Genomic DNA, 13,305 nt, shown 5'->3' with positions numbered 1-13,305 from the left:
AATCCTTGTGATCGATGAGGAGAATGAGCCGGAACCGCGCGCGCAGTGATAGCGCATCCGGAGGACGAGCCCGCGTTCGGCACTCCGACATGTTGACCGGACTTTTTGTTGGAGCCTCCCGGCATGGCTGTCTGTCGGTAAGGCGGTATTTTCGCGATTTTGGGTTCCCTGGTAACCCCGCGCTAAGCCCGCCGACGGTCCGGCCACTACCCAAAGTCGGAGTTGGCTCGTCCAATCAATCACTTGTTAGTGCTCTGTGCTTCAATATTGCTGGGCGCGTTGGGCGAGCCGCCAACCGCATCAAAGCGTCTCTTTGATCAAGGCTCGATCAGGAGGCCGCGCCTTGCAGACCGCGACGACGATGCCCGGCCGCTACTATCCGGCGATCTTCGTGCTGGCGTCGGCCACGCTGGCCTATCAGATCCTCATCACCCGCTTCTTCAGCGTGATGGTGCATTACCACTTCGCTTTCGGGGCCATCGCCCTTGCGATGTTCGGGCTGACGCGCGGTGCAATGAAGGTTTATGAGGATTCCACGCGTTATGCGCCGGAGCGTGTGGCGCCGGAATTTGCCCGTCACGCCGCGCGGTTCGCGATCAGCTGCGTCGCCGTCATGTGCGCCTTTCTATATGCGCCGCTGGTCGTGCCCGACGCATATGCCATGTCTGCGCTCGCCGTGGTGGCGCTGGCTTTCACCATTCCGTTTGCCGAGGGCGGCATCTGCATCACGCTTCTCCTGACCCGGCTGCCCTATGTCGGGGGCTGGCTTTACGCTGCCGATCTGGTCGGCGCCGCGGTCGGATGCCTCGGCATCATCTTCGTGCTGCTCGTGATCGATCCGGTCAGCGCGACGCTGTGGATCGGCGCCTGCTCCGCGGCCGTCGGCTGGTTCGTGGTCGGTCACGGCGAAGGCCGAAGCGATGTGCGCCTGAGCCGCAACACCGCGCTTGGTCTCGCCGCGCTCGCCGCGGTTCACACCGCGCTTGCCGCAACCGGCAGCAGCCATCTTGGCGTGATCTGGGCCAAGGGCACCCAGCAGACCGGAACGTTGTTCGAGCGCTGGAACACCTATTCGCGCATCCGCGTGACCGATCTCGGGCTCACGATTCCGTTCGGCTGGTCCTTCTCGCGCACCCCGGATACCAGGATCGAGCAGCTCTATCTCGACATCGATGCCGACGCGGCGACGCCGATCACCCGCTTCTCCGGCGATCTGACCAAGGTTTCCTATCTCAAGGACGACGTCATCAACGCGCCCTATCTGGTGCAGCAACGGCCGGGCGACGTGGCCGTGGTTGGCGTCGGCGGCGGCCGCGACATCCTCTCCGGCCTCTATTTCGGCGCGCAGCGAATTCACGGCATCGAAATCAATCCCGCGATCTTCGAAGTGCTGACCGACAAGTTCGCCGATTATTCGGGCCATCTCCATCGTCAGCCCGGCGTGTCGCTGGTCAATGCCGAAGCGCGCAGTTACATCAACCACTCGCCCGATCGCTACGACCTGATCCAGATCTCGCTGATCGACACATGGGCCGCTACCGCAGCCGGCGGGCTGACGCTGACCGAGAACAGGCTCTACACCGTGGAGGCGTGGGACGATTTCTTCCGCGCATTGAAGCCGGGCGGCATGCTCTCGGTGTCGCGCTGGTACGAACCGACGGTCTATCGCGGCGAGTTCTATCGCCTGATTGCGATCGCGGCCGAGGCGCTGCAGCATCAGGGCGTGCCGATGACCGAACTGTCGCAGCATGTGATTGCGGCGAATGTCGGCAGCATCGTCACGGTCATGACCCGGCCCGAGGCGTTCACGGCGGCGCAATGGCGGGGCGCGCGCGACCGGCTGGTAGCACAGGGATTCAAGCTGCTGCTCGGGCCGGATATCGCGTATGACAGTGTCACCTCGACCCTTCTATCGGGCAAGGCCGACCAGAGCTTCCTTGATTCATTACCGGAAAACATCGCGGCCTCGACCGACGACAAGCCATTCTTCTTCTATACCGCGCGACTTGCCGATCTGTTCCTCAAGAACGGCTTCGAGGCGCAGAACAACGCAGCGCTCGGCATCATCAAATGGGTGCTCGTCTTCCAGCTCGGCATCTGCATCTACTACATCGGCATTCCCTTCACGCGCCTGATGCGGCGGATGCCGGTGGCCACACTGGTGCCGCCGGTGGCCTATTTCGCCGCGATCGGCATGGGCTTCATGCTGATCGAGATTTCGCAGATGCAACGGCTGATGGTGTTCCTCGGCCACCCGGTCTACGGGCTCAGCGTCGTGCTGTTCACGATCCTGCTGTTCGGCGGCATCGGCAGCGCCACGGTGGGTGCCGCGCCTTCGCGGCCGGCCATGTTGATCGCTCGCCTCGTGGCGCTGGGCGCAACGCTGGTGGCCGCGGGCCTGCTGACGCCGGCCGTCACCGCCTGGGCGCGCTCCGCGCCGACCGACATCCGCATCCTGGTGTCGGTCGCGCTGCTGGCACCGCCGGCTTTCTGCATGGGCATGATGTTCCCGCTGGGCCTCGGCATCTGGCGCCGGCATGACGGGCTGCTACCTTTCTTCTGGAGCACCAACGGCATCACCTCGATGCTTGCTTCCGTGCTCGGCATGGCGCTGTCGATCCAGTTCGGCATCACCACGACATTTGCACTCGGCGTCTGCTGCTATGTGGTGTGCGCGATCATGATCGTCGGCAACCGGCTGGCCCATCCGGTCGCTGATACCGCCCTCAAGCCGGTGCGGGCGGCCGGCCTGGTGGCGCAGGACGAGGTGGCGTCGTAGCGGAGGCTGTTGCCTCAGTTCGCGCTGCCGATCAGGCTTTCCAGCAGCCGCTTGAGCTCGGTGGTCGACTTGTCGCCATAGCTCTCGACAATGTGCTCCTCCTGGCTCACCGCCAGCGAGTTCAGCCGGCGGCACAGCGCCTTGCCGCGGTCGGAGACGAACATCAGCACCTTGCGGCGATCCTTCGGATCCTGCACGCGATAGACCAGCGCGTCCGACACCATGCGGTCGATCATCTTGGTCAGCGTCGGATGGTTGAGCAGCACCGCGTCGGCAAGCTCGCCCATCGAGTGGCCGTTGCCGTCGGACAGCACTTTCAGGATGCGCCACTGCTCGACCGGCACGCCTTCCTTGGCCAGCCGCGTCTCCAACTGCCGGTTGATCTCCCGGTTGGCTTGCGCGAGCAGGTAGGTGAGGTGTTCGGTGATCGGGGAATTTTCTTTCGGCGGTTTAGCCACGGCGTGAGACCTGGTTCCTGACCCGGTGAATGAATGTCCGGCAACTGATGCCATTTCTATATGCACTTCAATTGTTGAATATTCAATATTTTCCCCTAGGATATTCCCCCAACCAAAGGGCGGATGCCGCGACCGCCCGCTGGCTGCGTTGCGTACTGCTTCCCAGACAGGAGTTGGCGTGCTCTCGACGGTCTCCTTCCAGGCGTATGGCGGCATGCCCGTCGCGCCGCCGCACCTGTTTCGAAATCCGTCGTCCTGCGCGGCCGATCTCGCTTTGACCGTCAAGCCGGGCTCCTCGCGCCGCGGCGGCACCGACGGCAAGCTTAGGATCGGCAATTTCATCACCTTCTCCGGCGCGCCCGGGATCTGGGGGCCGATCTCGGCCAACAGCGTCATGCTGGCGGTCGCCGAGATCAACCGGCGCGGCGGCATCCGCGGCCGCGAGGTCGAATTGTCGATGTACGACGCCGGCGGGCCGATCGAGGAAGTGGTGCGCCGCGCCGAGCGGGCGATCGCCTTCGACGAGATCGACGTGATCATGGGATCGCATATCTCGGCGGTCCGCCTCGCGCTGCGCAAGGTCACGGCCGGCCGCATCCCCTATGTCTACACGCCGGTCTATGAGGGCGGCGAGCGGACGCCCGGCGTGATGGCGATCGGCGAGACGCCGCGCGCCGAAAGCCGTCCGGCGATCCACTGGCTCACCGAGGTCAAGAAGGCGCAGCGCTGGTACCTGATCGGCAGCGACTATGTCTGGCCCTGGCAGTCGCATCGCGCGGTGAAGCGCTACATCAAGGAGGCCGGCGGCCAGGTGGTCGGCGAGGAATTTGTTCCGCTCGGCGAGGACGATCACGAGCCGCATCTGGCGCGGATTCGCGCAACCCAGCCCGATGTCGTGCTGATCACCCTGATCGGGACCGACAGCATCACCTTCAACCGCGCCTTCGCCGACGCAGGACTCGCCGCCACCACGCTGCGCTATGCCGGCGCGATGGACGAGACCGTGCTGCTCGGCATCGGGCCAGACGCGACCGAGAACCTGTTCTGCGCCTCCGGCTATTTCGGCTGCGTCGATTCGCGCGCCAATGACGAGTTCCAGATCAGCTACCGCGCGATGTTCGGGGCGCACGCGCCGCCGATCGGCTCGGTCGGACAGTCGAACTACGAGGGGATGCGCTTTCTCGAAGCGGCGGCCAACCGCGCCCGCTCGCTGTCGACGGGGCCGTTGTCCGCGGCGGCGCGCAACCTCGTCTACAGCGGCGCCCGCGGCACCGTGACCGTTCGCGACGGCCGCGCCGAAATGCCGATCTATCTTGCCGAGGCCGACGGTCTCGACTTCAATGTGATCAGGACGATCTAGCGTGGCACCGTCGCCCGCGAGGGCGATGCCGTGAGCGGCGTGTCGGTGCCGGACAGGAGTAGGTGTGCAGTCGACGCCCAACGTCATGGCAAGAAACCTCCCGTTCCCGCCATCCCTGCTGTTCAGGAACCTGGCGTCGGCGGCGTCGGATCGCCTGCTTGCGCCGGTGGATCGTGGCGGGTTCGGTCCGCGCGGGGCGCGCAACCGGCTGCGGATCGGCGGCTTCGTCTGTTGCTCCGGTTCGCCCGGGATGTGGGGGCCGGCCGCGACCTCGACCGCGCAGCTCGCCGTCGCCGAGATCAACCGGCGTGGCGGCATCCTCGGCCGCGAGATCGAGTTCTCGGTGTACGACGCCGGCGGCCCGCTCGACGAGGTGGTCGACCGCGCCGAGCAGGCGATCGCCTCCGACGAGGTCGATCTCATCATGGGCATGCACACCAGCGCGGTGCGTGTCGCACTGCGTCACCTCATCACCCGCAGCAAGATCCCCTACATCTACACGCCGGTCTATGAGGGCGGCGAGCGGACGCCGGGCGTCATTGCGATCGGCGAGACGCCGCGTTGGCAGAACCGGCCGTCGATCCACTGGCTGGCCGAGGCGAAGCGCGCCAGGCGCTGGTACCTGATCGGCAGCGATTATGTCTGGCCCTGGCAGTCGCACCGCGCGGTGAAGCGCTACATCAAGGAGACCGGGGGCCTCGTGGTCGGCGAGGAGTTCGTGCCGGTCGGCGAGGACGATCACGAGGCACATCTGGAGCGGATCCGTGCGGCGAAGCCCGATGTCGTGCTGATCTCGCTGATCGGCACCGACGGCGTGACCTTCAACCGCGCCTTCGCCGATGCCGGGCTCGCCGCTACCACGTTGCGCTTTGCCGGCTGTTTCGACGAAACGGCGCTGCTCGGCGTCGGCGCCGACAAGACCGAGAACCTGTTCTGCGCCTCCGGCTATTTCCCCTCTGTCGGCTCGCAGGCCGGCGACGATTTCAGGGACCGCTATCGCGCGATGTTCGGTCCGTTCGCGCCGCCGGTCGGATCGTGCGGCGAGTCCGCCTATGAAGGTTTCTGCCTGTTAGAGGCTGCCGCCAACCGTGCCGGCACGCTCGATCTGCGGCCGCTGCTCGCGGCAGCGGACAATCTCGTCTATCGCGGCCCGCGCGGTCCGGTCACGGTGCGCAGCGGCCACGCCAGGATGCCGATGTATCTGGCCGAGGCCGATGGCCTCGACTTCAGGGTGATCAAGGCGATCTGATTCTTCCTTCGCCTCTCCCGCTTGCGGGGGAGGACGCATTGCATTGAAGATGCAATGCGGGTGGGGGCTTTCTCCACCAAGCGACCTGCTGGAGATACCCCCACCCCGGCCCTCCCCCGCAAGCGGGAGAGGGAGTTTGCGAAATAATACTTGAAAAGGAAAATATTTCCGTTTTCAATACAACAACGGGGTGAGCGGTTCGCGCGGGGCAAACGCGCCGCCGCTGCTTCGTGCCCAAGGGATCCGATCCAGGAATCAAAGATCAAAAGCTTCAGGAGAGCGCCGTGACCGTCGTCCTTCCCACGCCAACGCAACTTCGTGCCGTCGCCGAGCAGTGCGGCCTGTCCCTGACCGATGAGGACGTGGCCTCGTTCCGCGGCCTGATGCAGGGCTCGGTCGATGCCTACAACCTCGTCGCCCAGATGCCGGACGAACTGCCCGAGGTGAAATATCCGCGCACGCCCGGCTATCGTCCGGCACCGGAAGACAACAAGCACAACGCCTGGTACCGCAAGTCGACGGTGAAGGGCGCGGCCTCCGGCAAGCTCAAGGGCAAGACGGTGGCGCTGAAGGACAACATCATGCTGGCCGGCGTGCCGATGACCAACGGCTCGTCGACGCTGGAAGGCTATATCCCCGATTTCGACGCCACCATCGTCACGCGCATGCTGGATGCCGGCGCCGAGATCGCCGGCAAGACGCACTGCGAGCATTTCTGCCTGTCCGGCGGCAGCCACACCGGCTCCTACGGGCCGGTGCACAATCCGCACAAGATGGGCTACTCGGCCGGCGGCTCGTCGTCGGGCTCCGGCGTCGTGGTCGCGCTCGGCGAGGTCGACATGGCGATCGGCGGCGACCAGGGCGGCTCGATCCGCATGCCGTCCTCGTTCTGCGGCGCCTACGGCATGAAGCCGACCTGGGGCCTCGTGCCCTACACCGGCATCATGCCGATCGAGATCTATGTCGACCACACCGGCCCAATGACCGCGACCGTGGAAGACAACGCGCTGTTGCTTGAGGTGCTGGCCGGCGACGACGGCTATGATCCCCGCATCAAGGCGCCGAAGGTCGACGACTACACCAAGGCGCTCGGCAAAGGCGTCAAGGGCATGAAGATCGGCATCGTCAAGGAAGGTTTTGAGCAGCCGACGGCGGAGACCGCGGTGAATGAAAGCGTGCACGAGGCGGCGAAGCGCTTCAAGGATCTCGGCGCCAGTGTCGAGACGGTGTCGATCCCGATGCACATGCTCGGCGGCGCGATCTGGACTCCGATCGGCACCGAAGGCCTGACCCAGACCATGATGTTCGGCGACGGCTACGGCCTCAGCCGCGGCGATCTCTATTCGACCTCGCTGATGGATTTCCATCGCGGCTGGCGCCGTCAGGCGGATTCGCTTTCCGAGACCACGAAGCTGTTCATGATGCTCGGCACCTACATCAACAACACCTTCGGTCCGCGCTTCTACGGCAAGGCGCTCAACATCTCCCGCCGGCTGGCCGCGGCCTACGACAAGGCCTTCAAGGACTACGATCTGCTGCTGATGCCGACCACGCCGATGAAGGCGACGAAGTTGCCCGAGGCCAATGCCAGCCGCGAGGAGTATGTCGCCCGCGCGCTTGAGATGATCTCCAACACCGCGCCGTTCGATATCACCCACCATCCGGCGATGTCGCTGCCCTGCGGCATGGTCGATGGCTTGCCGGTCGGCCTGATGCTGGTCGGCCGGATGTTCGAGGAATCCACCATCTACCGCGCGGCGCACGCTTTCGAGCAGGCCGGCGACTGGAAGAAGATGTGAGGCGCCGTTTGTCGCAGAAACAGGCCGAACGGATCGGGCACCATGGCTAGCACCTTCGCCGCGGTGTTCGAGATCGTGAGCTTCGGCGCGATCATCGTGCTGGTCGTGCTCGGGCTCGGCATCATCGCCAGCATGATGGGCATCTTCAACTTCGCGCAGGGCGAATTCGTCCTGCTCGGGGCCTATGTCACCTATCTGGCCTACGCCCACGGTGCGCCGGTCTGGGTCGGCATGGTCGCCGCGCCCTTTGTGGTCGGCGCGCTCGGCTTCGTGCTGGAGGCGCTGATCATCAGGCGGTTCTATGCCGCGCCGATCGTGGCGATGCTCGGCACCTATGCGCTCGGGCTGATCATCCGCGAAAGCGTCCGCGGCCTGATCGGCGGCTTCTATCTCACGGTGCCGGAGCCGATCGGCGGTTCGATCGACCTCGGCTCCGTCCACATCTCGGCCTGGCGCTTCACCATCATCGTGATCACGCTCTTGGTGATGGGCGGCTGCTATCTGCTGCTGGCGCGCACGAGCTTCGGGCTTCGGGTCCGCGCCACGCTGGAGAATCCGGCGCTGGCGCGCGCGTCGGGCATCTCGACGCCGCTGATCTACGGCGCGACCTTTGCGTTCGGCGCGGCCTTGGCCGGGCTTGCCGGCGCGCTGATCGTGCCGGTGTTCAGCCTGTTTGCCGATCTCGGCATCCGATTCCTGATCCAGGGCTTCGTCGCCGTGATGGTCGGCGGGGTCGGCTCCTTCATCGGTCCGGTCGCCGGCGCAGGCGTGATCGGCACGCTCAGCGCGGCGCTGCCATGGGTCATGTCTCCCGTCGTCGCCGACGTCCTCGTCTTCGTGCTCGCCATCGCCTTCATCAAATTCCGGCCGCAAGGCCTCATTGCTGGGAAAGGGGTCTAATCACCATGTCGATTGAACGCATGAATCTCACGCGCCGCCGCTTCATGAGCAATTTTGCCTTCGCGACCGGCGCGCTCGCGACCGGCGTCGGCAGCTGGGTGGTGAGGCCGGATTGGGCCAACGCCGCCGAGGGCCCGATCAAGGTCGGCATCGCGACCGACCTGACCGGCCCGATCGCCTATGCCGGCAATGCCGACGCCAACGTCGCCAAGATGGTGATCAAGGAGATCAACGCCGGCGGCGGCCTGCTCGGCCGGCCGCTCGAGCTCTATATCGAGGACACCGCCTCGAACGAATCGGTCGCGGTCGGCAATGTCCGCAAGCTGATCCAGCGCGACAAGGTCGACATGGTGCTGGGCGGCATCACCTCGTCGATGCGCAACGCGATCAAGGACCCGATCGTGGCGCGCGGCAAGACGCTCTACATCTATCCGCAGCTCTACGAGGGCAAGGAGTGCACGCCCTATCTGTTCTGCACCGGACCGACGCCGGCGCAGCAATGCGACGAGTTCATTCCGTGGCTGATCAAGAACGGCGGCAAGAAGTTCGCGCTGCCGAGCGCCAACTATGTCTGGCCGCATACGCTCAACGTCTACGCCCGCAAGGTGATCGAGGATAATGGCGGCGAGGTCGTGTTCGAGGAGTACTACCCGCTCGACCAGGTCGACTTCTCGTCGACCGTCAACCGCATCATCTCCAACAAGGTCGACGTGGTCTTCAACACCGTGATCCCGCCGGGCGTTGGGCCGTTCTTCAAGCAGCTTTATGAAGCCGGCTTCCTCAAGAACGGCGGGCGGCTCGCCTGCGTCTACTATGACGAGAACACGCTCAACATCAATCAGGCCAGCGAGATCGAGGGGCTGGCGAGCTGCCTCGACTATTTCAAGGTGCTGACCAAGGAGGATCCGTTCAACGCCAAGATCCAGGCGGCCTATGAGAAGGATTTTCCGGGCAACTTCCTGTTCGCGGCCGGCAGCGCCGCCACTGGAACCTATCGCGGCCTCAAGCTGTGGGAAGCCGCGGTCAAGGAAGCCGGCAAGGTCGACCGGGACTCGGTTGCGGCCGCGCTCGACCACGCCAAGATTGCCGAAGGGCCCGGCGGACCCGCCGAAATGGTTCCCGGCAAGCGTCACTGCAAGATGAAGATGTACACCGCTGTTGCCAAAGGCGGGAACTATGAGATCGTGGCGCGCAGCGCCGGTCTCGTCGATCCCAAGGAATGCTGAGCAATCAATGGGTGGAGCAAGAGAGGCTGTCGCACGCATCGGTGAGGGACCGGATGTCGTGACGGGTGAAAGTGCACCGACCGCGAGCGCGCCGGCGGGACGGGCATCGGCAGGATGGAAGGTCCTGCCGATCGTGGAAGGGCTGGTGCTCTTGATCGCACTGGTCCTGCCATGGGTGCTGCAGGATTATCTCACGGTGTTCGCCACCCGCGTGGTGATCCTCGCGCTGTTCGCGCTGTCGTTCGACCTGGTGTGGGGCTATGCCGGCATCATGAGCTTCGGCCAGGCGTTGTTCTTCGGCGCCGCCGGCTACGGCGTGGCGCTGATGGCGCGCGACCTCAACGTCACCTCGATCCTTCTGATCCTGCCTGCCGGTATGCTGATCGGCCTCACCGCGGCGCTGCTGCTCGGCGGCTTCCTGCTGCTCGGGCGCTATCCCTCGAGCGTGATCTTCGTCTCGCTCGGCACCCTGACCGGCTCCTATGCGGCGGATCGGTTGGCGCGCGGCTGGTATTATCTCGGCGGCCAGAACGGCATCCCGTCGATCCCGCCGCTCACGCTCGGCAGCTACGAGTTCGAGGAGGGGCCGGTCTACTACTACATGGTGCTGGGCATCCTCGTGGTCGTCTATCTGATCTGCCGCTTCCTGGTCCGCTCGCAATTTGGCCTGGCGCTCGCCGGCCTGCGCGAGAACGAGCAGCGCATCGCCTTCTTCGGCTACAAGGCGCAGCATCTGAAGGCGATCATCTTCGCGGTCGGCGGCACCATCGCCGGCCTCGCCGGCAGCCTCTATGCCTTCCACGAAGGATTTGTCTGGCCCAACATGCTGGGCGTCGTGTTCTCGACCCAGGTCGTGCTCTACGTCTTGTTCGGCGGCTCCGGCACGCTGATCGGCGCCGTCATCGGCACCGTGATCATCGAGGGCGTCAGCTTCTGGCTGTCGGACAATTACCGCGATGTCTGGCCGATCATCCTTGGCGTGCTGCTGCTGCTCGTGATCATGTTCCGCCCGCTCGGGCTGGTCTCCTTCGTGCTCGGCGAGCGCGAGCGGGTCGGCAGCTTCGGCAAGGGACCAAACAAGAAGGGACCAAACAAGGCGCCAAAGCCCAAGGAGACCGGCAATGCCGCTCCTTGAGGCGTCAGGAATCAGCAAGGTGTACGGCAAGCTCACCGCGCTCGATGGTGCGGCGCTGACCGTCGGCGAGAATGAGTTTCATGGCCTGATCGGCCCCAACGGCTCGGGCAAGAGCACGCTGATGAAATGCGTCGCCGGCGCCGAGGTGCCGACCACGGGCAAGGTCGCGTTCGTCAACACCGACATCACGGCATTCACGCCGACCGAGCGCGCCCGCGCCGGCATGAGCCTGAAATTCCAGATCACCTCGGTGCTGCCGACGCTGACGCTGTACGACAACATCCTGCTGGCGCTGCAGGCGCATTCGTCGCTGTTCGATCTCGTGCTCTCGCGCACCCGCAACAGGCTGCACGATCAGGTCATGACGATGCTGACCCAGTTCCGTCTCGCCGATCGCGCGTACGACGCCGCAGCGGCGTTGTCGCACGGCCAGCAGCAATGGCTCGAGATCGCGATGGCCCTCGCCGGCAAGCCGCGGCTGTTGCTGCTGGACGAGCCGACCGGCGGCATGAGCCTCGAGGAGCGCCGCGTCACCGGCGAGCTGCTGCAGCCGATCAAGCAGCATTGCTCGCTCGTCATCGTCGAACACGACCTCGATTTCATCCGCGACATCTGCGACCGCCTCACGGTGCTCGACCAGGGCAAGGTGCTGGCATCGGGTACGGTCGCGGAAATCCAGGCCAACAAGAGTGTCCAGGAGATTTATCTTCGCCGTGCCTGACCAGTCCTTCCTCGATATCCGGCATCTCGATGCCGGTTATGGCCGCAGCCAGGTCCTGTTCGATGTCAACATCGGCATTCCCTGGCGTGGCGGCGTCGCCGTGCTCGGCCGCAACGGCGCCGGCAAGACCACGCTGATGAAGACCATCGTCGGCGAGCTCGCGAGCTCGCAGGGCGAACTGTTCTTCGACGGCCGCGACATCACCCGTCGCCGCACCGAGGAGCGCGTGCGCTCCGGCATCGGCTATGTGCCGCAGGAGCATTCGGTGTTCGCCCGCCTGTCGGTGCGCGACAACCTCGCGGTCGGCTCGCTGACCAATTCCGATACGAGCGCGGTCGATCGCGTGCTCGAGATCTTCCCCAAGCTCGGCCAGCGCCTCGACCAGCCGGCCGGCACGCTGTCCGGCGGCGAGCGCAAGATGCTGGCGATCGGCCGCGCCATGCTCGGCAATCCCAAGCTGCTGCTGCTGGACGAGCCGACGGAAGGCGTCTGGATCGGCGTGATCGAGGAGATCACCGAGCGGCTGATCGAGCTCGCCAAGAGCATCTCGGTCGTGATCGTCGAGCAGCATCTCGACCTCGCGCTGCGCGTCGCGGACTATGCCTATGTGCTGGACCGCGGCCGCGTCGCGCTGCAGGGCGGCGCGAGCGAAGTGCGCAACGATCCGGAACTGCTGCGGTATCTCGCGCCGTAGCAGCCGCAGGCTCTGTATCGGAATGTCAATGCAGGATACGGTCGGTCCTGCGCCCAATGAGGCCCGTCTCCCGGCGTCCGCGTCGGACATGCCGCAGCCCCACCCAGCAAGAAGCGGATGACGCATTCGATCATTGCGCCTTGCTTCGCCGCGGATCGTCGCCCGGATAACCGGTCCACAAGCGCAGGAGCCGCTCAAGAACCGCTCCCAGCGCGAAGCCCGCGATCACGTCGCTGGTCCAGTGTGCGAGAACGGCAACACGCGTCAGTGAAAGACCGATCGCGACTGCCTGGATAGCGCGGCGCGTTCGGGCGGGCAGTGTTGCTGCCGCCGACGCCAGCGCGCCCATATGCAGCGCGTGGCCGGATGGAAAGGCGTCGTCGCGCTTGCCCGAGACCGAGATGCCGTGGACGTGACCAATGACGGTCAGGCGATCCGGGCGGGTCTGGTTGAACAGCAGCTTCAGGCCGTGCGGCAGCAGCGACGCCGCGACCGTCACCAGCAGCGCATGATTGCCGGCGCGCTCAAGAGAGGCGCCGCGCCCGCGCGAGGCGAGCCAGCCGGCGGCAGCGAGGACAAGCAGGACCTTTTCGTCGGCGCCCCACGTCAGCGCGCGGGCAATCTCTTCCGGAGCAGGCGCGGTGTTGCGGGCGATCGCACGCGCGATCATGGCGTCCGCCGCGGTCGGGCGAACTGCCATCGGAAAGATTGGCGCGCGTCGACGGCGGCGTGCTCGAAGTTCGGCTGCGGTACGCATGGTCCTCCAAAGCCGGGTTCCTTTCCAACGCGCCAACCGCGGCATAGGTCCTAATCGGTCGTGTGGGGGAGGTCCACGAAGGAGCCAACTGCAGTTCGATCCTTCAGCGCGCCTCGACCCGACCCTGTATCGGAGACCTTGCGCGTCAAGCGCGATCGACACGGAGCGCGACGATCGCCGTTAGGGAGAGGTGTCGATGACGGAGCCGGACATTCGCAAGTGGATGC

General features: G+C 65.3%; 11 protein-coding genes. 9 read left to right on the top strand and 2 right to left on the bottom strand.

All coding sequences use genetic code 11. From position 1 onward, the window contains the following. Positions 1-343 precede the first annotated feature (343 nt). Positions 344-2,779: a hypothetical protein gene (locus ACVIGB_RS29645; RefSeq protein ID WP_456719990.1), complete on the top strand. Its 2,436-nt coding sequence runs from the start codon at positions 344-346 to the stop codon at positions 2,777-2,779. A gap of 14 nt (positions 2,780-2,793) precedes the next feature. Here the strand turns inward: ACVIGB_RS29645 and ACVIGB_RS29640 are convergent, their stop codons facing one another. After that, positions 2,794-3,237 (bottom strand): MarR family winged helix-turn-helix transcriptional regulator, encoded by a 444-nt coding sequence (locus tag ACVIGB_RS29640; RefSeq protein WP_038387042.1) that lies wholly within the window; start codon positions 3,235-3,237, stop codon positions 2,794-2,796. 178 nt (positions 3,238-3,415) lie between these two features. On the opposite strand from ACVIGB_RS29640, the gene ACVIGB_RS29635 reads away from it, so the two are divergent. The 8 genes from ACVIGB_RS29635 (at position 3,416) to ACVIGB_RS29600 (ending at position 12,321) form a co-directional block, all read left to right on the top strand. Continuing rightward, complete coding sequence (locus ACVIGB_RS29635; RefSeq protein WP_456719991.1) at positions 3,416-4,597, top strand: substrate-binding domain-containing protein; 1,182 nt, start codon at positions 3,416-3,418, stop codon at positions 4,595-4,597. A gap of 64 nt (positions 4,598-4,661) precedes the next feature. Further along, on the top strand, positions 4,662-5,846 hold the full coding sequence (locus ACVIGB_RS29630) for a substrate-binding domain-containing protein (RefSeq protein ID WP_456719992.1): 1,185 nt from the start codon (positions 4,662-4,664) through the stop codon (positions 5,844-5,846). Between the two features lie 284 nt (positions 5,847-6,130). Then, positions 6,131-7,645 carry an amidase gene (locus ACVIGB_RS29625; RefSeq protein WP_456719993.1) on the top strand — a complete coding sequence of 505 codons (1,515 nt, stop codon included), beginning with the start codon at positions 6,131-6,133 and terminating at the stop codon, positions 7,643-7,645. A 42-nt stretch (positions 7,646-7,687) separates the two neighbouring features. Then, complete coding sequence (locus ACVIGB_RS29620; RefSeq protein ID WP_092120142.1) at positions 7,688-8,545, top strand: branched-chain amino acid ABC transporter permease; 858 nt, start codon at positions 7,688-7,690, stop codon at positions 8,543-8,545. 5 nt (positions 8,546-8,550) lie between these two features. Beyond that, positions 8,551-9,771 carry a substrate-binding protein gene (locus ACVIGB_RS29615; RefSeq protein ID WP_212311940.1) on the top strand — a complete coding sequence of 407 codons (1,221 nt, stop codon included), beginning with the start codon at positions 8,551-8,553 and terminating at the stop codon, positions 9,769-9,771. A gap of 7 nt (positions 9,772-9,778) precedes the next feature. After that, on the top strand, positions 9,779-10,906 hold the full coding sequence (locus ACVIGB_RS29610) for a branched-chain amino acid ABC transporter permease (protein WP_456719994.1): 1,128 nt from the start codon (positions 9,779-9,781) through the stop codon (positions 10,904-10,906). Further along, a complete protein-coding gene (locus ACVIGB_RS29605) occupies positions 10,893-11,627 on the top strand; it encodes an ABC transporter ATP-binding protein (RefSeq protein WP_456719995.1) in 735 nt (244 codons plus the stop codon). The genes ACVIGB_RS29610 and ACVIGB_RS29605 overlap by 14 nt, the downstream gene beginning before the upstream one ends. Beyond that, on the top strand, positions 11,620-12,321 hold the full coding sequence (locus tag ACVIGB_RS29600) for a branched-chain amino acid ABC transporter ATP-binding protein (RefSeq protein ID WP_092120131.1): 702 nt from the start codon (positions 11,620-11,622) through the stop codon (positions 12,319-12,321). Before ACVIGB_RS29605 ends, ACVIGB_RS29600 begins: the two co-directional genes overlap by 8 nt. 130 nt (positions 12,322-12,451) lie before the next feature. Here ACVIGB_RS29600 and ACVIGB_RS29595 read toward each other — a convergent pair whose 3' ends face one another. Then, positions 12,452-13,021, bottom strand: a complete 570-nt coding sequence (locus ACVIGB_RS29595) for a phosphatase PAP2 family protein (protein ID WP_456719996.1) — start codon at positions 13,019-13,021, stop codon at positions 12,452-12,454. Between the last annotated feature and the right edge of the window lie 284 nt (positions 13,022-13,305).

It is taken from the genome of Bradyrhizobium sp. USDA 4341 (assembly GCF_054063755.1).
The sequence above is the reverse complement of the archived record's forward strand: the minus strand, read 5'-3'. Positions and strand labels throughout refer to the sequence as shown.

Bases quoted from the DNA above. Each gene is read 5' to 3' on its own strand.
- ACVIGB_RS29620 (WP_092120142.1), top strand. From the start codon at position 7,688: ATGGCTAGCACCTTCGCCGCGGTGTTCGAGATCGTGAGCTTCGGCGCG.
- ACVIGB_RS29615 (WP_212311940.1), top strand. From the start codon at position 8,551: ATGTCGATTGAACGCATGAATCTCACGCGCCGCCGCTTCATGAGCAAT.
- ACVIGB_RS29610 (WP_456719994.1), top strand. From the start codon at position 9,779: ATGGGTGGAGCAAGAGAGGCTGTCGCACGCATCGGTGAGGGACCGGAT.
- ACVIGB_RS29605 (WP_456719995.1), top strand. From the start codon at position 10,893: ATGCCGCTCCTTGAGGCGTCAGGAATCAGCAAGGTGTACGGCAAGCTC.
- ACVIGB_RS29595 (WP_456719996.1), bottom strand. From the start codon at position 13,021: ATGGCAGTTCGCCCGACCGCGGCGGACGCCATGATCGCGCGTGCGATC.